This is a genomic window from Pseudidiomarina marina, from assembly GCF_044807045.1.
Classification (GTDB): Bacteria; Pseudomonadota; Gammaproteobacteria; order Enterobacterales; family Alteromonadaceae; genus Pseudidiomarina; species Pseudidiomarina marina.
On record NZ_CP085233.1, the window covers coordinates 2,145,304 to 2,166,843 of the forward strand.

At 47.0% G+C, this 21,540-nt stretch carries 18 protein-coding genes; 9 read left to right on the forward strand and 9 right to left on the reverse strand.

Annotated elements, in window-relative coordinates; all coding sequences use genetic code 11:
- The first annotated feature begins 88 nt into the window (after positions 1 to 88).
- Positions 89 to 2,161: an alpha/beta fold hydrolase gene (locus tag LG272_RS10275; protein ID WP_404408354.1), complete on the forward strand. Its 2,073-nt coding sequence runs from the start codon at positions 89 to 91 to the stop codon at positions 2,159 to 2,161.
- A gap of 54 nt (positions 2,162 to 2,215) precedes the next feature.
- Positions 2,216 to 2,614 carry an acyl-CoA thioesterase gene (locus LG272_RS10280; RefSeq protein ID WP_126759223.1) on the forward strand — a complete coding sequence of 133 codons (399 nt, stop codon included), beginning with the start codon at positions 2,216 to 2,218 and terminating at the stop codon, positions 2,612 to 2,614.
- Positions 2,615 to 2,678: 64 nt separating this feature from the next.
- Here the strand turns inward: LG272_RS10280 and LG272_RS10285 are convergent, their stop codons facing one another.
- The 3 genes from LG272_RS10285 to cysS form a co-directional block, all read right to left on the reverse strand.
- Positions 2,679 to 3,533, reverse strand: coding sequence for an MBL fold metallo-hydrolase (locus LG272_RS10285; protein WP_198678556.1), 855 nt, complete (start codon positions 3,531 to 3,533; stop codon positions 2,679 to 2,681).
- Positions 3,534 to 3,563: 30 nt separating this feature from the next.
- The gene (locus LG272_RS10290) at positions 3,564 to 5,096 is read right to left on the reverse strand and encodes a M17 family metallopeptidase (protein WP_404408357.1); all 1,533 of its coding nucleotides are present in this window, start codon (positions 5,094 to 5,096) and stop codon (positions 3,564 to 3,566) included.
- A gap of 140 nt (positions 5,097 to 5,236) precedes the next feature.
- Positions 5,237 to 6,619: a cysteine--tRNA ligase gene (gene cysS, locus LG272_RS10295; RefSeq protein WP_404408359.1), complete on the reverse strand. Its 1,383-nt coding sequence runs from the start codon at positions 6,617 to 6,619 to the stop codon at positions 5,237 to 5,239.
- 155 nt (positions 6,620 to 6,774) lie between these two features.
- Here cysS and LG272_RS10300 point away from each other — a divergent pair, with 155 nt between their 5' ends.
- Positions 6,775 to 7,272 carry a peptidylprolyl isomerase gene (locus LG272_RS10300; RefSeq protein ID WP_126759226.1) on the forward strand — a complete coding sequence of 166 codons (498 nt, stop codon included), beginning with the start codon at positions 6,775 to 6,777 and terminating at the stop codon, positions 7,270 to 7,272.
- Positions 7,273 to 7,275: 3 nt separating this feature from the next.
- Entirely contained in the window at positions 7,276 to 8,019 is a 744-nt protein-coding gene (locus LG272_RS10305) for a UDP-2,3-diacylglucosamine diphosphatase (protein WP_404408361.1), read from the forward strand.
- Positions 8,020 to 8,039: 20 nt separating this feature from the next.
- Here LG272_RS10305 and miaE read toward each other — a convergent pair whose 3' ends face one another.
- Positions 8,040 to 8,789 (reverse strand): tRNA isopentenyl-2-thiomethyl-A-37 hydroxylase MiaE, encoded by a 750-nt coding sequence (gene miaE / locus LG272_RS10310; protein WP_404408363.1) that lies wholly within the window; start codon positions 8,787 to 8,789, stop codon positions 8,040 to 8,042.
- Between the two features lie 191 nt (positions 8,790 to 8,980).
- On the opposite strand from miaE, the gene LG272_RS10315 reads away from it, so the two are divergent.
- Positions 8,981 to 9,577, forward strand: a complete 597-nt coding sequence (locus tag LG272_RS10315) for a Yip1 family protein (RefSeq protein WP_126759229.1) — start codon at positions 8,981 to 8,983, stop codon at positions 9,575 to 9,577.
- Between the two features lie 62 nt (positions 9,578 to 9,639).
- Here the strand turns inward: LG272_RS10315 and LG272_RS10320 are convergent, their stop codons facing one another.
- Positions 9,640 to 11,346 (reverse strand): GNAT family N-acyltransferase, encoded by a 1,707-nt coding sequence (locus LG272_RS10320; protein WP_404408365.1) that lies wholly within the window; start codon positions 11,344 to 11,346, stop codon positions 9,640 to 9,642.
- A 196-nt stretch (positions 11,347 to 11,542) separates the two neighbouring features.
- Between LG272_RS10320 and LG272_RS10325 the strand changes: the two genes are divergently transcribed.
- Entirely contained in the window at positions 11,543 to 12,829 is a 1,287-nt protein-coding gene (locus tag LG272_RS10325) for a dicarboxylate/amino acid:cation symporter (protein WP_126759231.1), read from the forward strand.
- Positions 12,830 to 12,930: 101 nt separating this feature from the next.
- Here LG272_RS10325 and LG272_RS10330 read toward each other — a convergent pair whose 3' ends face one another.
- The 4 genes from LG272_RS10330 to LG272_RS10345 are packed head-to-tail and all read right to left on the reverse strand — an operon-like array spanning position 12,931 to position 17,787.
- Entirely contained in the window at positions 12,931 to 13,629 is a 699-nt protein-coding gene (locus tag LG272_RS10330) for a hypothetical protein (protein WP_404408368.1), read from the reverse strand.
- A gap of 14 nt (positions 13,630 to 13,643) precedes the next feature.
- Positions 13,644 to 14,219, reverse strand: a complete 576-nt coding sequence (gene smrA, locus LG272_RS10335) for a DNA endonuclease SmrA (RefSeq protein ID WP_126759233.1) — start codon at positions 14,217 to 14,219, stop codon at positions 13,644 to 13,646.
- 46 nt (positions 14,220 to 14,265) lie between these two features.
- Positions 14,266 to 15,264, reverse strand: coding sequence for a protease SohB (gene sohB, locus LG272_RS10340; RefSeq protein ID WP_126759234.1), 999 nt, complete (start codon positions 15,262 to 15,264; stop codon positions 14,266 to 14,268).
- Positions 15,265 to 15,324: 60 nt separating this feature from the next.
- Positions 15,325 to 17,787: a VolA/Pla-1 family phospholipase gene (locus LG272_RS10345; protein ID WP_404408370.1), complete on the reverse strand. Its 2,463-nt coding sequence runs from the start codon at positions 17,785 to 17,787 to the stop codon at positions 15,325 to 15,327.
- Between the two features lie 258 nt (positions 17,788 to 18,045).
- On the opposite strand from LG272_RS10345, the gene LG272_RS10350 reads away from it, so the two are divergent.
- The 3 genes from LG272_RS10350 (at position 18,046) to LG272_RS10360 (ending at position 21,483) form a co-directional block, all read left to right on the forward strand.
- Complete coding sequence (locus LG272_RS10350) at positions 18,046 to 18,795, forward strand: YciK family oxidoreductase (RefSeq protein WP_126759381.1); 750 nt, start codon at positions 18,046 to 18,048, stop codon at positions 18,793 to 18,795.
- 158 nt (positions 18,796 to 18,953) lie between these two features.
- Entirely contained in the window at positions 18,954 to 19,241 is a 288-nt protein-coding gene (locus LG272_RS10355) for a metal-sensitive transcriptional regulator (RefSeq protein WP_198678557.1), read from the forward strand.
- Between the two features lie 10 nt (positions 19,242 to 19,251).
- Positions 19,252 to 21,483: a heavy metal translocating P-type ATPase gene (locus tag LG272_RS10360; protein WP_404408372.1), complete on the forward strand. Its 2,232-nt coding sequence runs from the start codon at positions 19,252 to 19,254 to the stop codon at positions 21,481 to 21,483.
- The last annotated feature ends 57 nt before the right edge of the window (positions 21,484 to 21,540 follow it).

Genomic DNA, 21,540 nt, shown 5'->3' on the forward strand with positions numbered 1-21,540 from the left:
CCTTTCCACCCAAGCACCACAACAAATTCAGTTCGCCCCTTCGGGCCAACAGATTAGCTATTTAGCAGGCTCGGCAGAGAACCCAAGTGTGCAAGATTTATGGTTGTATGATGTGCGCGAAAATAAACATCGCATTATCGTCAAAGCAGCTGATTTACTTGATCCGAATCAACGCTTGTCGGCCGAAGAAAAGGCGCGGCGCGAGCGCTTACGGATTCAAGCAAGCGGCATCGTCGATTACCAGTGGTCCCCTGATGGTGATGCGCTATTATTTCCTCTAAATGGTGAACTCTATTTATTTAACTTAGAAAACCGCAAGGTAAATCGGTTAACCCCATCTAACACGTTCGCAACTGACCCGCGCTTTTCGCCGCAAGGTAATTTCATCAGCTTTGTTCATGATTACAACTTATTTATCATCGAACGTGCGTCAGGAGAGACATATCAATTAACGCAGCGCCAATCGGAAACGGAACAATTTGCGACGGCAGAGTTTGTTGCGCAAGAAGAAATGAAACGCATGACTGGCTATTGGTGGAGCCCGAATGAGCAGCAAATTGCGTTGACGCGCATTGATTTATCACCTGTTGAAATTCAACAACGGGTTGATGTTTACGCTGAACGCACTGAGCTCGTTGAACAACACTACCCTGCGGCCGGTACCAACAACGTCACAATCGATCTGGGTTGGCTAAATGTTAACGAGGCACTACCGAAAAGCGACGACGAAGAATCACCGACCGAGCCGGTATCTATTCGTTGGATAGACTTAACCGAACAACATGATGAACCGGGGTATTTAGCACGCGTTAAGTGGCTTCCAAATAGCCAAAGTTTCAGCTATCAGTGGCAAAACCGTAGCCAGAACAAACTGACGCTTTTTCTGCATTCATTAAATGAAAAGTCGCCAAAGCCAATTCTAGAAGAAACCAGCGCGACTTGGGTTAATTTACACGATGACCTCTATTTTTTAAGCGATAGCCGATATTTTATTTGGGCTTCTGAGCGCAGTGGTTTTAAGCATCTTTACCTTTATCGCACTGATGGTAGCCTCATTCGGCAATTAACCAGTGGCGACTGGATGGTTGATAACCTAAGCCATGTTGATGAAATTACTGGGGTTGTCTACTTTACCGGTCGAAAACAAACACCATTAGAGCGCCATTTATATCGCGCGAATTTAAATAACAGTTCACCCGGGCAGCCGAGTCAACTGAGTAGCCGAGCAGGCATGCATGAGGTGGTATTTGCTGCCGATGGGCGCAGCTATATCGATTACTTTTCAAGTAGCCGACAGCCACCTCAGGTCAGTCTGCATGGACCGACTGGTGAACGTATCACTTGGCTGCATGAAAATCGGCTAGACCAAAACCATCCGCTTAGCCCGTACTTAGCAACGTGGAGCTATCCCGAATTCGGTCATTTAGAAGCCGAAGATGGCCAGCGGTTGTACTATCAAATTAATAAACCAGCTCAAGTTGCAGATAATCAGAATCATCCAGCCATCGTGATGGTCTACGGCGGCCCTCGTGCGCAACGTGTTACCAATAGCTGGGGCGATTACTTCACGCAATATCTTGTGCAACAAGGCTACGTTGTCTTTAAATTAGATAATCGCGGTAGTGGCAATCGTGGTCGGCAGTTTGAAAGTGGCATTTATCGCCAACTTAGTGAGCTCGAAGTGGCAGACCAAAAGGTTGGTGCACAATGGCTAGCTAAACAACCTTATGTGAATAGCAATCGCATTGGTGTATTTGGACATAGCTACGGTGGCTACATGGCATTACATTTAATCATGCGGGCACCTGAGTTATTCTCTGCGGCGGTGGCTGGAGCGCCTGTTACCGATTGGGCTCTCTATGACACGCACTATACCGAACGCTACATGGGAACACCGCAGGATAACCCTGAAGGCTATGAACAAGCGAATGTATTGACCTATGCGGATAGCCTTAACAAGCCCCTGATGATTTATCATGGTATGGCTGATGATAACGTCCTATTTACCCATACCGCGATGCTAGCTCACCGATTGCAACAATCGATGATTCCATTTGAAATGATGGCCTACCCTGGTAAAGCCCACGGAATTCGGGGCCGTGAGGCGAGTATCCATCGCTATCAATTGATCACCGAGTTTTTCAATCGACACTTACGATAAGTTTCATGAATACGTTATACTAAGCGCATCCCAACCCACAAGGAGTGAACATTGATGCGCTTTTTATCTCGTCGCCTCGTTATGCCGAACGACCTTAACTTTGCCGGCTCTTTATTTGGTGGCCGTATTCTCGAATGGATTGACGAAGAAGCCTATATTTTTGCTGCTTGCCAACTCGATGCAAAAAGTTTAGTTACCAAACACATCGGCGCTATTGCGTTTGAAACATCGGCCTATCAAGGCGACGTGGTTGAATTCGGTTTGGGCGTGAAAAAAGTCGGCATAACGTCTGTTACCCTCACTTGTGTGGTTCGCAACAAACAAACCAAACAAAACATTTGTGTGGCCGATGATATTGTCTTCGTTCATATTGATCCAGAAACTCGCACGCCCCAACCGCACGGTAAAACGAAAGCCGAGCTCGACGCACTACCAATCGAAACACCGGCGTAATATTTATTTGCATAAAAAAAGCCGCATCAAGCGGCTTTTTTTTGTCCATCAGAAAATCATAGCGTTATTTGTAAAGTGTACGAATCCAACGCTCTTCAGTGATAAAGTTCCATGCCCAATCGGCCCATTGGTCACTCAAACCTTTTGCCACAGCTTCGTCTTCACTCAAGCCTTGTTCTTTCATCGTCATCACTTCTTCGCGTGTCGCTTCAATCATATGCACCAAACGCAACCAGTCACTACGCTTTGATAAGCCGCCATGACCAGGAATGATTTGGGTATCCCCATCAATATCTGCGATGACCGCACGAACGTTATCGATAAAGCCTTGAACGTTGCCGCCAGCATTCAAGTCAATGAACGGAAAGCGATCCACAAAAAACAAGTCACCGGCATGAATCACGTTGCTGCTAGGGAACCAAACCACGACATCACCATCAGTGTGACCGTTCGGATAATGCTTCAATCTTACAGCCGTTGAACCAGTTTTTACTTCAAGTGCTTTATCAAACGTAATGGTCGGAAGGCCTTCGCGATCAAACTTCTCATTTGCGGCCAAACGCGTTTTCACATTTTCATGTGCCACGACTTTCACGCCTTGCTTTGCAAATGCAGCGTTGCCATCCGTGTGATCACCATGAAAGTGGGTATTTACTAAAGTGCGAATGGGTTGCGAAGAGATTTCTGCAATTGCTGCTGAAATTTTATCAGCTAGGCCTTTATATTGCGCGTCAATCATAACCACGCCGTCATCACCAACATAAACGCCGATATTGCCGCCCATGCCAGTTAGCATATAAACTCGTTCACTCAATTGCGTGGCTTTAATCTCCACGTCATCCATATTTGACTGTGCTTGAGTCATCGTTGTTGTAAACAATAAAACTGCACTCACTAATCCTAGTTTCAAACCACGCATTGAGAATCTCCCGTTAATAAGATGTCTGCGTTATTGGTGTAAATAACATCCAGCAAAACAAGTCACCGGGGCTGCAGTTGGCTTTCCGTGTTGCCAATCACCACCTTCCACACCACTACCAGCAATATCGACATGCACATAAGGCAGCGGTTGTTGACTATCAGTACCATGCTTATCCAATCCTGAAGCAATTGCTAAAAATGCCATCGGAAATTGGTGCCCGCGTTTGGTTGTTGCTGAAGGTCCGTTATTACTCGATAGCGTGTCGTCTGCTTTGGTTCGCGGACGCACAAAATCGTAGTCTTCACGTCGTGACCATGAAATTTCCGTCGGGTCGCCATACACTTCACCAGCTTCCCATAGTTTTTCTGTCACTTCATTTACGCGCGCTGGCCCATTCGGGATCAATGCCGTATATGGCCCCTTCGCTAATGCAGCATGTCCCGTTAACGTTGCCACACTAAATAATTGTGGACGAGGATAATCCGTTGCTTCTTCGCGTAGATGTGATAGCAAATCAGCTAACACTAAACGACCTTCCGCATCGGTGTTACCAATACGCACTCTTACACCGCTGTGCGCGGTAATAATTTCATCAGCTACAAAGGCATCAGCACCAATACTATTGCGTACAATTCCCAGTTCAGCCACTACGTTTAAGGTTTCTGGTCGCATCTCGGCGACCGTTTTTACAAAACCGGCTACGCCAGCAGCGCCACCTTTGTCGCGGCTCATACCAGCCATATGGCCACCGGTTTTCACATCCGCACCACCGGTATCGTAAACAATACCTTTCCCAGCAAACATTAACGTTTGCTCTGCTGCCGGGGCTTTATATTCTAAACGCACGACACATGGTTGGTGACGCGTAACGCCTAACGATGCTCGCGCTACTGCCATCAGTAGCGGATATTCATGTTGAAGTTGCTGCACGTCGTCAATAACGGTGACACGTACCGGAGAATGCGCAAACGCCTGTTGGCAATATTCCGCAAAACGCGGCGGTGCCATGCGCTCAGGTTCCGTGCCCGCCAAATCGCGAGCTACCCGTTTACCGGCTTCGACAGCTTGCAACCAAGTTTCATCTAATGCGCCGACAATTCCGACGCTGGTGACGGTTTCCAGCACCTCTTCACCATGATATTCACGTGCTTCTAGTGGCTCATATAAAGCCTGGCAGAAGCCCCAGTAAGCAACGGCTTCCGCTTGGCCATAACGAGCCTCGCTTGGCACGCCAAATACAATCATTAATGGCTTTGTAACACCCGCTTGTTGAGCAATTCGTGCAGCGGCGCCAGCAGCGTCACTAATATTTCGAACATCATCATAATCACGAGTTAATGGTCCAGTTGGCGCAAGAATCAAACGACCACCGGCCACATCTGCAGGAACTAATAATGGGTGCTTGCCAACGCGCGCATCAAATTGCTGCGCCTGCGACACGTAATCACTGAAATCGTCAGGTATCGTCTCGGCAAAATCACCTATTAAAATGACTGCGTCAAAATCGCTACCGGCTGTCGCCGCGTAACTATCAAATACATTAACCGTTGGAAATGCCATAATTAAACCCCTCGTTAAAATCAAGTTCGATATTAGCAATTGGATATTAGATATTAGCTCTGTTCTTTCAGGCTTGGTCTTTTTTAGCTTTCGCTAATATCTAACGGCTAATATCTAATATCTCGCAGCGGAGCTGCGTCCTAAATGCGGCGCCATTTGGTGCCGGTTGGACCATCTTCTAATTCAATATTCATAGACTTCAACGCATCACGCGCTGCATCAGCACGAGCCCAATCTTTGGCCGCTCGCGCATCATTTCGCTCAGCAATCAAAGCTTCAATTTTTGCCACATCAACATCAGCAGCATCACCTTGTAAAAAGGCCTCTGGTTGCTGTTCAAGTAACCCGAGAAGATGCCCAAACTCACGCAGCTGTGCGGCGTAAGCCGCAGCTTTTTGCGGCTCACTTTGCACCGTACGGTTTATCTCGCGCGCCAATTCAAACAACACCGATAGTGCTTCTGGTACATTAAAGTCATCATCCATTGCCGCATTGAAGCGCTCGATGTGCGAAGCGGTTAGTGCTGGATCAACGCCGCTCTCTGGCGCATCACGTAAAGCGGTATACAGACGTTCTAAACCAGCGCGCGCCTGCTCAAGGTTGTCTTTAGAATAGTTCAACTGCGAACGATAGTGGCTGGAAATCAGGAAATATCGCACGGTTTCCGGATCATATTGCGCAAGTACATCGCGAATCGTGAAGAAGTTTCCTAAGGATTTTGACATCTTCACTTCATCAACCTGCACCATGCCACTATGCATCCAATAGTTCACATAGTCGCTGTGATTTGCACAGCAGCTTTGTGCCACTTCGTTTTCGTGGTGCGGAAAAATCAAATCGGAACCACCGCCATGAATATCGAAGTTTTCACCAAGGTGCCGTTTATTCATAGCAGAGCACTCAATGTGCCAGCCTGGTCGACCTGCGCCCCATGGCGATGGCCAACTTGGTTCACCAGCTTTTGCTTGTTTCCATAGAACAAAGTCGAGTGGGTCTTGTTTGTTATCCGCCACATCGACTCGGGCGCCGGCTTGCAGTTGTTCTAGGTTCTGGCGGCTAAGCTTGCCGTACGGTGTAAAGGTACTCACATCAAACAACACATCACCGTCGCCAGCAATATAGGCATTACCATTAGCAATCAGTGTTTCAATCATGGCGATAATGTCGCCCATATGACCAGTAACTGTCGGCTCTACGTCTGGTCGAACCAAATTCAACGCATCGAAGTCTTCATGCATGGCTTGCGTGTAACGCTCAGTCACTGCATTAATGTTTTCGTTATTCTCCGCGGCACGGCGAATAATTTTGTCATCAACATCTGTGATATTACGAACATATTTCACCTTATAACCACGTGAGCGCAGATACCGCACCACAACATCAAAGGCTACATAAGTACGGGCATGACCAATGTGACAGTAATCGTAAATAGTTACCCCGCACACATATAGCTTTACTTCACCTGGCGTAATTGGCTTAAACTCTTCTTTCTGGCGGGTTAACGTATTAAAAACTTTCAACATGCACAGTTGCTCCTGTCTCACTGCATGACAACACTATTCAAAAGAGGCTGACATAATAACGCAAGGTGCGCCATGGTCACAAACAATGCTAAACTACAACACCAATTAAATCTGTATATAACATCAATTTCGTTACTAATTATGGAGCATCCTCAATGCAGGTAACCCTACACACCAATCACGGCGACATCACCTTAAAGTTATTCGCCGAACAAGCACCAAAAACTGTGGAAAACTTCCTGACTTATGTGCGTGAAGGTTTTTATGAGAATACGTTATTCCACCGTGTCATTCGTGGCTTTATGATTCAAGGTGGTGGTTTTAATCTAGAGATGGTGCAAAAGCCGACTCACGCGCCGGTTAAAAACGAAGCGAACAATGGTTTGAAAAACAATCGTGGCACCGTTGCTATGGCACGTACGCAAGATCCACATTCAGCTACCGCGCAGTTCTTTATTAACGTTGCTGATAACGATTTCCTTAACTTCAAAAATGAAAGCATGGGTGGCTGGGGATACTGCGTCTTTGCTGAAGTTGTTGAAGGCATGGACGTTGTTACTGCGATTGAAGCTGTTCGTACTAGCCACGCAGGCTTCCATCAAGATGTTCCGGTTGATGACGTGATTATTAAAAGCGCGACAATCAGCGAGTAAGCCATGACAACTTGGTTCATCTCCGATTTGCATTTAAGTCCTGCGCGACCGGATATTACCGGTTTGTTTCAGCGCTTTTTGCAAGAGCAAGCAATTCACGCCGACGCTTTGTATATTCTTGGCGATTTATTTGATGCGTGGATTGGCGATGATGATACCAGCGATTTCGTTGCTGCAGTGCAAGTTGCGCTGCGGCAATTAACCGACAGCGGGGTTCCAGTTTATTTCATTGCTGGTAACCGTGATTTTTTGATTGGCCCACGATTTTCACAAATCACCGGCATCAAGCTACTCAAAGAGCCAAGCATCGTCGATCTGTATGGTGTACCGACCCTTATTCTCCACGGCGACACGTTGTGCACAGACGATGTCAGTTACCAACGATTTCGTAAAGTCATTCGTAATCGCTGGGTACAGAAACTACTACTGGCGTTGCCGCTCAGTTTACGCATGCGTATTGCTAATAAATTACGTGCGTCAAGCAAAACGCAACAGCCACTAACTGAACAGCAATTGCGAATTATGGATGCCAATGAACATGCTGTTCGCGAACTCTTTATTGAACATGACGTTCAACGCATGATCCATGGTCATACCCATCGACCAGCGGTTCACCAACATCGATTACCTAATGGCGAAATGGCTGAGCGCATTGTTCTTGGTGACTGGTACACACAAGGTAGTTTTCTAAAGGTAACCGCCACAGAGCGCGAACTCATTGTCAGCCCACTCGCATCTGATAATTAATCATTAGCGGGACTCAAATCTTAAACTGGCCCACTATGAAAACGAAACTCGGTATCTGGTGATTGAATTAACTGCGCTTCGACCTCGCCAAAGAACCTTACCCGCTCATCAATCGAATGCCCGGCTAGTTGCTCAGCCAATTCTAAGTAGTCTTGGAAATGACGCGCTTCAGAACGAAGTAAACTCACGTAAAATTTCGCCAACTGCGGATCCACATGAGGTGCTAATGCAGCAAAGCGCTCGCAAGAGCGAGCTTCGATGTAGGCGCCACAGATTAATTTATCAATTAATGTTGCCGGCTCATGCGTACGCACGTGCTTAAGCATTCCTCTGGCATAGCGGCTTGAGCTGATATTCTCGTATGCAATGCCAAGCTCATCCATGATCTCCAGCACTTGATAAAAATGATGCAGCTCCTCTTTGATAAGCAATACCATTTTATCAATAAGTTCTTGGCTATACGGCGCATCTCGCTTTGGCAACATCGCTTTTGTCAGGCGCTCATGGGCAGCTAACTGTCGCCAATCCCCCTGCATCCGATAAGTGAAATCTTCATAAGGCTTTAACCAAGCCAATAGCGCATCGCCACTTGCCGCATCATCTGCGTAACGACGAATCAGTAACATCGCTGATTGCGCGGCCTTGAGCTCGCAAACTAAATGATCAATCAGTAATATCGATAGGTTTTCTGGCTCGCGGGCAGCTTCTATCCACTCGCGCGGCGTGTCACAATGAAGAAACTGACGAATTGGTTGTAGCAAAGACTCCACGATAAGCTCTCTTTAAACTCTCAGGGTTAAAAAACTGGTTAAATTTTAATCACACAAATTAAATATGGTTATTTGCATCAAAATGGCTTGACTCTGTTGAAAATCCGACCAATATTGAATGTAAGGCGCACAAAAAAGCGTCAAAAAATAATAACTGTAACTACAGACAACAACAGAAGTTGAGGTATGTCATGATTTTAAATCACATTTGGGGCCTTTACGCTCATCCAGTTGATGAATGGAAATCGATTGATCAACGTCACGAAAGCATGAGCTTTGCACTAAGTCACATCTTAATTGTTGCGTTGTTACCATGCGCGGCGGCTTACTATGCATCCGCACATATTGGTTGGAGCATTGGCGCACGTGAAGTCACCTTTTTAACTCAAAACAGTGCCATGTTGATGGCCGTTGCCATGTACGTTGGCATAATCGCAGCAACCTTTGCACTCGCTTATTTAATTCATTGGATGGCAAAAACCTTTGGCGCTGCGCCAACCTTTACCCAATCACTAGAGCTGGCTGCCTACACAGCGACGCCTGTCATCATGTCAGGTATTGCGTCATTGTACCCAGAATTGTGGTTCGTCACTATGGTGTTTTTAGCGGGTGTTGCCTATTCGGTTTACCTGCTCTACTCAGGCGTGCCCATTTTGATGCACATTCCGGAAGAGCGCGGCTTTTTATATGCTTCTTCGGTTGTTACTGCTGGCTTAATCATGCTGGTTGTACTCATGGTAACCTCAGCGATTATTTGGACCAACGGCTTCGGTCCTGAATACATGTAACCGTGATTTAAAAAAAGCCCAGCGAATTAGCTGGGCTTTTTTGTAGCTCGAATCACCGGTTGTTATCCCCCGATGTAGCGATTTCTTTTGTGCTCTTTTAAACGCTGTATATCAACCATAACTAAGCCATCAACTGCATTTGCAAAATTAGCATCGACATTAAAACCTAAAAACCGCACCCCGCCCTTTTCACATAAGTCAGCATATTGTTTATATAGCGTCGGAATTGCAGCGCCTTGATGAGCTAGAAAATGCTTTAAATGAAGCAGATCATCCGCATAATCATCACTGATATCAGGCAGCGGCCGGCTGTTTGGAAGAAATGGCGTGCGTGGTAAAGCCAAGTTATCTGGGTCGGGAAAATGATCACCAAAAAATTGCACAAGCGCATCTTGCGCAACGCTTGGCAAACCTGCACTCATCGTCACTGGACCAAATAAATAGCGATACTGCGGATGTTGCTGCAGTAACGCGCCAATACCTTGCCAGAGATAATCTAAACTACGTTTACCCCAATATTTCGGCTGCACAAAGCTACGTCCAAGCTCTAAGCCCTGTGCAATAAATGGCGCCATACGATGTGGATGGTATTGAAATAGCGAGTGACTATAGAGTCCCTCCAAACCACGTTCAGCGACTATCGCGTTCGCATCACCAAGACGATACGCACCAGCAATCTCTAAGTCCTCGGCATCCCATAAAATTAACTGGGTATACCAAGTATCAAAATTATCGAGATCTCGCCGCCGTCCAGTACCCTCTTCAACCGCGCGAAAAGCGATTTCACGTAGTCTTCCTATTTCGCGAAGAATCGGCGAATTCCCATCGTATCGATACAAATAGATATGTTTGCCATCTTGCGTACTGCCCAGTCGCTCGCAAGCCTCGACGGCTTTTTTCAACGCTTGCCGCGACTCCGCCCGAGCAATTGGTCGCTGGGTTTTAAGAACCCCCTTCTTATTCTGGCCAAGACGGTAAACATGACGTCGAAACATCTTCGCACGTTGCGACAGTGTTAATTGCTCAATTTGAAATGATTTCAGCGGTACCAATTCACCAATGCGAAAATCAATGTGACCCTGTTGCTGCCGAAACATCTCTTGCACTAAGAGCAACGTTGCTAGGGGTTTATAGAGCATTGAGGCACCATAGAACCAGGCTGAATTATGCGCTTTCACGTGAATGGGAAGTATCGGCGCTTGTGCACGCAAAGCCATTTTCAAAAAGCCAGTATTCCAGTGATGATCACGAACCCCTTGCGGCCGCAATCGTGACACTTCGCCAGCTGGGAACACAATCAACACCCCTTCATCTTCGAGGTGCTGATACAGACGTCGCAATGGTTCACTGCGTCCCCCCGTAGTTGAGGACTTGAATACCGGCACTGGAATCAGTAATTCTTGCAACGGCTCAATCGCCTGCAGCAAGTCGTTGGCGAGTATTCTCACATCACTACGCACGCTGCTAACTAGCTTTAGTAGAGCCAAGCCATCGAGCGACCCGATCGGGTGGTTCGCGACAATAATTAGTCGACCTTCGGTCGGAATGTTATCAAGTTCGCTATCGCGAGCGGTAAAACTAAAGTTGAAAAAATCAAGCACATGCTCAACAAATTCAACCCCTTGAAGGTTTGGGTAAGCCTCGGCAAAGCGCTTTATTTCACGCTCACACAACAACCCACGCAACACCCACAATGCAGATTTATGCAACAACTGGTGATGGTGTAAAGTAGGCAAATTCTTATTAAGTAGTTGCTCAACTTCGATCATTGTTACTCTCTCATTCTGCGTCTGTTGCGTTAGCATAGGTTGAGAGAGTGACAGTTCGTTGGCACTTTCATGGCAATTCAATGACAGTCAAACGCACAGTGCTACTGTTTAAATAAGAATTCTGGTAGTCTTGAGCCGATCTCAATTTGTTACGTACACGTCACCTCCTATCTCGACGTGATCGAAAGGAATATTTATGTCTGAAAATAAAAAGAAGCTCAGTCTCACGAGCCGTATTGTTATCGGGATGTTTGCCGGTATTGCCGTTGGCATTCTATTAAAGGCAATTTTCCCTGATAACACGATTGTCGAAGGTTACCTAACGAAAGGCTTGTTCTACGTTGTAGGCCAAATCTTCATTTCGTCACTACAGATGTTGGTTGTCCCTTTAGTTTTCGTGTCACTTGTGGTGGGTACCTGCTCGTTAAGTGATCCGAGTAAATTGGGTCGACTCGGCGGTAAAGCCGTTGGTCTTTATTTAATTACCACTGCCATCGCGATTACCTTCGCCATCGCGATGGGGGTTATTGTACAGCCCGGCACCGGCATCGAGCTTGCCACTGATGCAACCTACGAACCTACCCAAGCACCATCGCTTGCTCAAGTGATTATCGATTTATTCCCAACCAACCCATTTAATGCATTTGCCAACGGGAATATGCTGCAAATCATTGTTTTTGCGCTGTTATTCGGTATCGCTATGGCATTAGTTGGCAAACCAGGTGAACGCATCAAAACATTATTCGATGACTTTAACGACGTCATCATGAAGTTAGTCATTATCTTAATGAATATTGCACCATATGGCGTATTTGCGCTGATGGCGAAGCTGTTTTCAGAAACGTCATTTGAGACTATCTTCAGTCTTGGCAAATATTTCTTGCTGGTGTTATTTGTCCTCATTGTTCACGCCCTAGTCACCTATCCGATTATTCTAAAAGGATTATCTGGCATGAATCCGATTATTTTCTTACGCAAACTGCGTGAGGTTCAAATTTTCGGTTTCAGTACGGCAAGCTCTAACGCCACCATGCCGGTCACGTTAGAGACAGTGACCAAGCGCCTCGGCGTACATAACAGTGTCGGTTCATTTACGGTGCCACTAGGTGCAACCATCAACATGGACGGCACCGCTATTATGCAAGGTGTAGCTACGGTATTTATCGCGCAGGTTTATTTAGTTGATTTAACCATCGCCGATTATCTTATGGTCGTCCTCACCGCAACACTCGCTTCAGTTGGTACTGCAGGTGTACCAGGCGTTGGCATGATTATGCTCGCCATGGTCCTCGGCCAGGTTGGCCTTCCTGTTGAAGGTATCGGCTTAATCATTGGTGTCGATCGCCTACTCGACATGACTCGCACGGCTGTCAATGTCACTGGTGATGCGATGGTTTCAGTGATTGTGGCGAAAAGTGAAGGTGCGTTGGATGAAGATGTGTTCAACGACGCCAAAGCCGACCTAAAAGAAAGAAACCTCTAAAACCAAAAACGATATTAGCCGTTAGATATTGGATATTAGAACCGATTGTTTCAGGTGTTTTTCTAATATCTAATATCTAACGGCTAATATCGCACTTGCTCTTAACGGATTTCGCGCCAGATGAATTGCGTCAAACGGCCATAATCAACCACCGCATCCGAACTTCCCGTCATCGCTTGCTCCAATACCTGCTCCAACACCGGCCACAACAATCTCGCAATATAATCATCAGCAGTATCATCAACGCTCGCCTCAGGAAGCGCTAACGATGCTAAACGCACACTCAAAATGGGTTGTCCTTGATCAAACAAATTGAGTACAACGTTGTCCAGATAAGCTCGTTTTATTTGCCAAATGATCGGCTGCGATGCACGTTGTAACTGTGCTTGTTGATTTGCTGCATTGTATAACGCATGAAGATTCGATTGGCCTTTGTCCCAATAGGCAATGGTCAACTGGGCATCTTTTGCCGTAACTGAATCAACGATTAAGGTGTTGTGACCGCTACCTAACCATTCCCCTTCGACAATCACCGAATCAGCACGCAACACCTCGTTTAAGCCAGCATCTAATTCTACTGCACGTGTACTGAGTCGAATCTCTTGAGCGCGTAATTCGCCCAATAACGTCACTAACTCTAAATTTTTGTAGGCAAAATCAGCATCAAGGTGACTGTCAGCGCGCTGTTCGAGGATCTCACCCAGACGTTCCGACATCGTTTGCTCAGCACTTGCTGGTAAACTATTCATAGCGACCACGACACCAAGTATCGCTTCACGTAAACCAAAATATTTTTTCACGACGAAAGAGCTCCTCAGCGGCGTTGATGTCGCTCTCGATTCAATTGTTTTTGCGTCGCATTCTTCCGCAACATCACATATACAGCCCCACTACCACCATGATGGCGTTGTGCACTATGGAATGCCATCACCGGCTCTAGTTCGCGCAGCCATTTGTTCACGTAACTTTTAATCAGTGCTGGGTGTGGTTTGGAATGCTTCCCCTGACCATGAATAACTAAAGCTGACCGAACGCCACTGCGATGACAGTCTTGAATGAACTCAAATAACGCAACACGCGCTTCTCGCAGAGTGTGGTGATGTAAGTTCAAGCTGGCTTCAATTGGGTATTGCCCTAAACGCAAACGCTTATAAACACCGTGTTGCACACCGTCGCGCTGAAACGCGATGGTATCGAGCGGCTCAACAAGTTCCACGTATTCGGTGGATAAGAAGTTAATGTCTTCCTCAAGCTGCTGTTCTGCTGCTTTACGGCGCTCTAGCTGCGCAAGAGTAGGTGTAAACGCTGTTCGGATATCCGCAACGTCCTCCCCAGCAAGGGGAGTGACGTCGGTCATTTCACGGCGAAACAGCTCAAAATCATCGCTCATGGTTTCCCTCACTTAACCCGTTACCCGTACCACATGGTTACTAAGATTAATTTTTACTGAGAAAGTTCTTCACGGCATACAGCACGGCAGAAACATTGCGCCCCACGCGCTCTCCAATGTTCTTCTTCACCACATATCGCACCAAGAACATATCGTGGCTCTCGCGACGTTCCAACAACCATGCATCGCTCGTAGTTAATGAATCGACTAAGCCATATTCAAGAGCTTCTTGCGCTGTCCAATACTCGCCGGTAGCAACTTTGTCAAAATTGAGCTCAGGCCGATACTTACGAATATGCTCTTTAAATTGTTCATGGATATTCTCAAGATCTTGTTTAAATTTGCGACGTCCTTCCTCGGTGTTTTCACCGAACATCGTTAACGTGCGCTTATATTCACCCGCGGTAACTTGTTCAAAATCAACATCGTGCTTTTTCAGCCAACGGTGAAAATTAGGTAACTGAGCGAGCACGCCAATTGAACCGATAATAGCAAATGGAGCGGCTTGGATATGGTTCGCAACGGATGCCATCATGTAACCGCCGCTTGCAGCGACTTTATCAACACTGACAATTAGTTCGAGTTGTGCATCGCGCAAACGCTGTAACTGAGCTGCACCTAAGCCATAACCGTGAACAACACCACCTGGACTTTCAAGACGAACCATGACTTGCTCGCCCGGCTCAGCAACAGCAACAATCGCATTTACTTCGCGACGGAGTGAGTCGACTTCATGGGCATCCATACTTCCCTTAAAGTCGATGACAAAAATGCGTTTACGTGGTGTATCGCTCTTTTCTTCTTTTTGTTTTTTCTTAAGCGCCTTTTGCGCTTTCTTGCGGTGTTTTTTATCAAGCAATTCAAGTTTCAATCGATGAACACCATCACGTAGATCATCAGAAAGCCGATCGATAACGAGCTCACCCTTTTTGCCCTTCTGCCGCTGTGCTACTTGTGCCATAACGCCGACGATCATCATCACCGCAAACACAATAATGGCGGCTTTTAAGACAAATAGAATCAGGTCTTGTGCTATATCCCACATTTGTTTTCTCCATAAAAAAAGGCCGTCGAAGCGGCCTTTTTAATCTCGCGTCGATGTTGCTTATGGTTGCACAACATCTGGGTTTTGAACAGGGATAACCGTGTTATCTGTACTGAACCAAACCGCTGTTTGCGTTTGCATTTCTTGAGTCGCCGCAGGAGATGCTGATGGATCAACAATTGAACCATGGCTACCCTCAGTGAAGCGAACTGCACCTGATACTGGCGTACCATCAACAGTAACTAGCGTTTCTGCAACGGTTTCTAAACCAAGCGCTGTAATTAACGGCTCAGTACCAGCCAAAGGCTTACCTTGTACCGCATTCGGAATCACTTGGTCTGGCAAGTTTTCACCACCATCACCCACTACTTCAATTAAGTGGATAGGCGTTTCAGTTGCTAACAACGTGTCGGTATAGTTAATTGGGTCTGCCGAATCAACCACAGTTTGAGCTGCAAAAGCAAACTGCTCGAACACAGCGTTAATACCTGCTTGCTCAGCGGCACTCAAACTCGCCCAGAATTGGTCATAAACCTCAATCAACAGGCCTTGGAACTCAGGGTCAGTTGGTGCAACGCCTTGAGCTTCAGCGGTCGCATTCACCGCCGCAGCAAAGTCAGCACTCTGTGCATATAGCAATTGACTCTTAATCACCGGACCAAAGCTGTTTGATTCCAACAAGAAATTAGCAATACTTCCGCCTGGCGCCATCAATGAGCTACCGTTTACTGCAAACAACGGCGTTGCCGCTTCAAGAGGCCCCGTCATTGGCGTGTTTGCCACAGCACTGAACGCAGTACCGGCAATTGCACCCAATGAATGACCAGCAAAGTAAACACGGCTGGCATCAATTGGAGCATTCGTTGCATTTAAGCTTAAACGTAAACCAAGCAAGTCAGAAACTGACTGGCGCAAGTTATCACGCGTCGTCAGCAAGCTACCTAAGTTCATATAAGCCGTTGCCGGACCTTCACCCGCAGTCGCGTTAATCGCACCGAAACCTCGGTCACCGTGTAGTGGATGATCAATTGCCACGGTAGCAACGCCGTTCAATGCCATCATGCCGGCCAATGCCAATGAAGTTTCTTTGTAAGCCGTAATACCGTGTTGGAAAATCGCCACCGGCCATCCATCAGCTGGCATAGTGATTGGGTCAAGCCCTTGAGCTCCGCGCACCGCGTTTACCGTCGCCAAGTCTGGCACGGTCATCACAGCATTCACGGTTACATCGCCCTGCACCGCCGGCACCGGGTTGAATTTCGTCACATGACGTTCTTCGTCAACGCCTGGAAAATCCATTGCTGCAACAGCTTCTGGCGTGCTCGCTTGTAAACAAGCTTGAACCCAAGCCGGAATAAAGGTCGCAGCACCACCACTCAACCAAGACGGGTCAATTGATGGGGTATTCATTGGATCAATCGCACCAGCTTGAATCGCACCAAGTACAGAGACGCCGCTATCACATTTTGCCATCCAACGACCAGTTAAAGGCGCAGTTGGATTTTCAGTAGATGGCAATGGTGAGAAGTACGGCAAAGTCACTTGACCGCCATAAACTTGTGCAGTGCTCGATACCGCATAAGCAGGATTCGTCGGATCATCCGGTAAAGCACCAGCCTGAACCAATGCTTGAGCGGCATTGTAACCCAACGGCGCGACGCCCAACGATGGTGATGGTGTGCCCGCCGCAGCGGTCGCAGAGAATTGTGCTGCCATCATGGTTTTCACCATGTGGAATGCATCAGCTGTCGATTGTGTTGTAAAGCTCGAGGTATAGATAACCGTATCGGTATCAACACCAGCCGCCGCAAGCGCAGCTTCATGGCTGTTAATCAAACCTTGCAAGCTTTGGGCTGCTGGGTCTGAAGATACTGGGTCAGTACTTACCGGGCGCTTCATTAAACCATAGGTCTGTGATGGCTTCACAGAACGTCCCAAAGAATCCTGGATATTGTCTGTTAGTACCGCCATGTAACCGGTTTTGGCCTTGAATGGCTTTAATGGAATAACAGCGACACCACCAGCGCCGGTTGCACGCACAATGAAATCTTCACCATGCACCAGTTCCGCAGCCACCGCACAGGTTACTGCTGGGCTTGGTGCAGCTGCGCATGATTCGCTTACGTCACTGCCGCCCATAATGGTTTCGAACACACGAATTGAGCCTGCCGCTTCAAGTGAAGCTGAATCAACAACAACTTGATCACCGTTTTCGTCAACCGGTAACGAGAAATCAAAAGTCAATGTTGAATGCGTACCCCAACCATCAAGGCCGTTGATAGCAACTTGCGGATCACCACCATCACTCGGATCGGCCACTGGAATATTGAGCGTACCGTCAACAGTGCCGCTCAAAAGTATATTACTAGGTACCGGAACTTCACCATTTGATGGATCAAAAACGGCACGGGTTGCTGCGACTTGATATTCGGTTTTTACCGATTCTGGCGCATCTTCGCCGCTGCCACAGCCAACTAAGCTGAGCGCGCTACCGATGGCAGTTACAAGCAAGAGTTTTTTCATGAGGCTTCCCCAATCCTTGTTCGTGTTGTTATGTATTGAGCACCTGCAGGATGCTGTTGTTCATTTTGCCTATCATCGCTTTTTTAAACTGGTACGACAAGACGTTTTAATTAACAAAATTTTATACACTGTCTGAGCTTAACTTGAAAGTATTTCTCAATAATTTATCCCCAGCTACTGAGAATAATAGCAAAAACCAGTACACTTAGCGTATTCATAGGTTCAGTTAAACAAGAGTGTAAGCCGAAAATGACTGCAATGCATAATGATCCGAAAAACTACGTCATCCAAGAAGGTTCGCTAACAGGTAAGGTTATTTTAGTAACCGGGGCCGGTGATGGTATCGGCCGTGAAGCAGCAAAAACATTTGCTGCTTGTGGCGCAACGGTGATTCTACTTGGTCGCACAGTCAAAAAGCTCGAGGCAGTTTATGACGAAATTATTGCCGCCGGTCATCCAGAGCCCGCGATTGTGCCGCTGGATATGAAAGGTGCGACAAAATCACATTACCAAGGCATGGCAGCAACCATCATCGAACAATTCGGTCGTTTAGATGGCTTACTTCAAAATGCGAGTTTACTCGGCGTATTGTCACCGTTCGAACATATTGATCACGACTCGTGGAATGACATTATGCAGGTGAACGTGACCGCACAATTCATGATGACTCAAGCGCTCATGCCAGCATTAAAAAAAGCGCCGCACGCGAGCATCATCTTTACATCATCCGGTGTAGGTCGTGAAGGTCGCGCATTCTGGGGCCCTTATGCCGTCAGCAAGTTCGCCACCGAAGGTCTTGCTCAAGTGATGGCTGATGAATATGACGGCACGAACGTGCGCGTCAATGTTATTAATCCCGGAGCAACGCGCACGACCATGCGTTCGAAAGCCTACCCAGCGGAAGATCCGAATAAACTTAAAACGCCAGCAGATTTAATGCCGACGTACGTGTATTTGATGTCGGACGATAGCATCGGCGTCAACAATCAGTCCCTCAACGCCCAATAACTGCTAGAACGATATTAGCTATTGGATATTAGATATTAGTTAAAGCCAAATACCCGATACATTGGCGCTAATATCTAATATCCAATAGCTAATATCGCACTTGATCTTTATAGGGTAGCCCCCTATATTATATACATCACTTCATTGAGGATACCGTGATGCAACACACCGTTACCCCCCATCCAGATAAATTAAAGCAGAATCTCAAGCAGCGACTTGCGCGCATCGAAGGGCAAGTACGCGGACTGCAGCGAATGATTGAAAATGACACATACTGTGATGATGTTCTAAATCAAATTGCATCGGTGCAAGCAGCGCTGACTGGCGTCGCTCGTAAGTTACTCACGCAACATATGCATAGCTGTGTCAAACAGCGAATTCAATCGGGTGACGAGAGCGTATTGGACGAACTAGATACAACTATTGAGCGTTTATTGAAGCGCTAGGGAGCTAACTATGGCAACGCAACAGTATCAATTACAGCTGTCAGGAATGAGTTGCGCCGGATGCGCAAAAACAATTGAGCGTGCACTTCAAGGTGTCGATGGTGTTAGCTCGGTAAACGTCAATTTTGCAACCGAAATTGCCGCCGTAGAGGCAAACAATGTTGCTGCCGCTAAATTAGTCGAGGCGGTGAAAGGTGCAGGTTACGACGCCAGTGTCATCGATCATGAGCAATCTGAGCCAGACGACTCGCGCGAGCGAGCGCAGCAAGTTCAGTTTTATAAATTTATTGCCGCGGCTATTCTTTCGGCGCCGTTGTTATACACCATGCTAGGCCATTTTAGTTGGACAGACTCTATTTACGTACCGAATTGGTTAATGAATCCTTGGGTACAAATGGCATTAGCAACGCCGGTGCAATTTATTATCGGTTGGCAGTTTTATAAAGGTAGCTATACTGCGCTGCGCGGCGGTGCCGCCAATATGGACGTCCTCGTTGCACTCGGCACATCAGCCGCCTACTTTTACAGCGTATTTTTAGCCGCATTTGCGAGTGACCATGTCATTCACGAAGGTCTTTATTTCGAAACCAGTGCCGTTCTTATCACGCTCATTGTATTAGGTAAGTGGTTTGAGGCTCGCGCCAAAGGGCGATCATCCGCAGCCATCAAACAGTTATTAAACCTGCAACCAAAACAAGCGTTGCGCGAACGTAACGACGGCGAAACCGAACAAGTTGCCGTGGCCGAACTAAAGGTGGGCGATGTCATTCACATCAAGCCTGGGCAACAAGTTCCGGCGGACAGTGAAGTCATGTCTGGCGACAGTGCGGTTGATGAGTCGATGTTGACGGGCGAAAGTGTTCCTGTTGATAAAAAACAAGGTGATTCATTAACTGGCGGCACCATTAATAAAAATGGCTTTATGAAAGCTAAAGTTAAGAAACTTGGCAAAGACTCTGCGCTAGCACAGATTATTAAAGTTGTTGAGCAAGCACAAACGTCAAAAGCCCCGATTCAGCGTTTAGCCGACCAAGTGTCCGCAATATTTGTTCCAGTGGTACTCGGTATTGCGGTTATTACTTTTTTCGTTTGGGCATTTTGGTATCAGCCCGGTGATTACGGATCGGCGCTGGAGGCAACAGTTGCCGTGCTTGTTATCGCGTGTCCTTGTGCGCTCGGGTTGGCAACACCAACGTCAATAATGGCTGGTTCGGGTCGTGCTGCCCAAATGGGCGTGTTGTTTAAACAAAGTGAAACCCTAGAAATCACACACACGGTAACCACCGTGGTGCTAGATAAAACCGGGACAATCACCGAAGGCAAACCCAAATTAACTGATATTGAATTCAATACGGCCGAGCGACAACTCAATGAGGGACAATTGAAAGCTGCTGTAAAAGCCCTTGAGCAACAATCAGAGCATCCACTCGCGCAGGCCGTTGTTGCGGGTATTTCTGACGATGCAAAAGCAATCGCTATCGAAAACTTCAAAGCACATGAAGGACGTGGTGTTTCAGCCACATTGAACACCGACAATAAGGCGTACCTGATGCATATCGGTACCACTCGGCTAATGCAAGAAAATGACATTGACTGCAATGCTTGGCTCGAACGTAAAGAGGCGCTTGAGCAAGAAGGTAAAACCGTAATGCTGATTGGTTTTGAAAAGCAATTGGTAGGCCTTGTCGCGGTCGCCGATACGGTGAGGGAGTATTCGAAGGATGCAATTACCAACTTGAAGCAACGCGGACTCAAAGTCGTCATGATTACGGGTGACAATCAGCGCACTGCTGAGGCGATTGCGAAACAAGTTGGTATTGAGCATATATTTGCTGAAGTATTGCCGGAAAATAAAGCGGAGCACATTACAAAACTGCGTGACCAAGGCGAAATTGTGGCAATGGTTGGCGACGGCATTAACGATGCACCTGCTCTCGCCACGGCCCATGTCGGTATCGCCATGGGAACTGGCACCGATGTCGCTTTAGAAACCGCAGATATTGCGCTCATGCGAGCCGACTTACGAAGTCTCGTTGATGCATTGTATGTAAGCAATAAAACCGTTCGTAATATTCGACAAAACTTATTCTGGGCATTCGCGTATAACACGTTAGGTATTCCCGTGGCTGCCGCTGGATTATTGGCACCTTGGTTAGCCGGTGGCGCTATGGCATTGAGCTCGGTTTCAGTTGTGTTGAACGCACTGCGTTTACAAAGATTACCAACAAAGCGTCGAAGTTAGCTTGTGTTTGCGCGCTGAAACAGCCACGATAGTGACATTCGCTAAGTAAAAAACGAG

Excerpts from the sequence above, each read along its gene's own strand:
- LG272_RS10280 (WP_126759223.1), top strand. The coding sequence starts at position 2,216 with ATGCGCTTTTTATCTCGTCGCCTCGTTATGCCGAACGACCTTAACTTT.
- cysS (WP_404408359.1), bottom strand. The coding sequence starts at position 6,619 with ATGTTGAAAGTTTTTAATACGTTAACCCGCCAGAAAGAAGAGTTTAAG.
- LG272_RS10345 (WP_404408370.1), bottom strand. The coding sequence starts at position 17,787 with ATGAAAAAACTCTTGCTTGTAACTGCCATCGGTAGCGCGCTCAGCTTA.
- LG272_RS10300 (WP_126759226.1), top strand. The coding sequence starts at position 6,775 with ATGCAGGTAACCCTACACACCAATCACGGCGACATCACCTTAAAGTTA.
- LG272_RS10315 (WP_126759229.1), top strand. The coding sequence starts at position 8,981 with ATGATTTTAAATCACATTTGGGGCCTTTACGCTCATCCAGTTGATGAA.
- smrA (WP_126759233.1), bottom strand. The coding sequence starts at position 14,219 with ATGAGCGATGATTTTGAGCTGTTTCGCCGTGAAATGACCGACGTCACT.
- sohB (WP_126759234.1), bottom strand. The coding sequence starts at position 15,264 with ATGTGGGATATAGCACAAGACCTGATTCTATTTGTCTTAAAAGCCGCC.
- LG272_RS10285 (WP_198678556.1), bottom strand. The coding sequence starts at position 3,533 with ATGCGTGGTTTGAAACTAGGATTAGTGAGTGCAGTTTTATTGTTTACA.
- LG272_RS10305 (WP_404408361.1), top strand. The coding sequence starts at position 7,276 with ATGACAACTTGGTTCATCTCCGATTTGCATTTAAGTCCTGCGCGACCG.
- LG272_RS10350 (WP_126759381.1), top strand. The coding sequence starts at position 18,046 with ATGCATAATGATCCGAAAAACTACGTCATCCAAGAAGGTTCGCTAACA.
- LG272_RS10355 (WP_198678557.1), top strand. The coding sequence starts at position 18,954 with ATGCAACACACCGTTACCCCCCATCCAGATAAATTAAAGCAGAATCTC.
- LG272_RS10320 (WP_404408365.1), bottom strand. The coding sequence starts at position 11,346 with ATGATCGAAGTTGAGCAACTACTTAATAAGAATTTGCCTACTTTACAC.
- LG272_RS10360 (WP_404408372.1), top strand. The coding sequence starts at position 19,252 with ATGGCAACGCAACAGTATCAATTACAGCTGTCAGGAATGAGTTGCGCC.
- LG272_RS10290 (WP_404408357.1), bottom strand. The coding sequence starts at position 5,096 with ATGGCATTTCCAACGGTTAATGTATTTGATAGTTACGCGGCGACAGCC.
- LG272_RS10325 (WP_126759231.1), top strand. The coding sequence starts at position 11,543 with ATGTCTGAAAATAAAAAGAAGCTCAGTCTCACGAGCCGTATTGTTATC.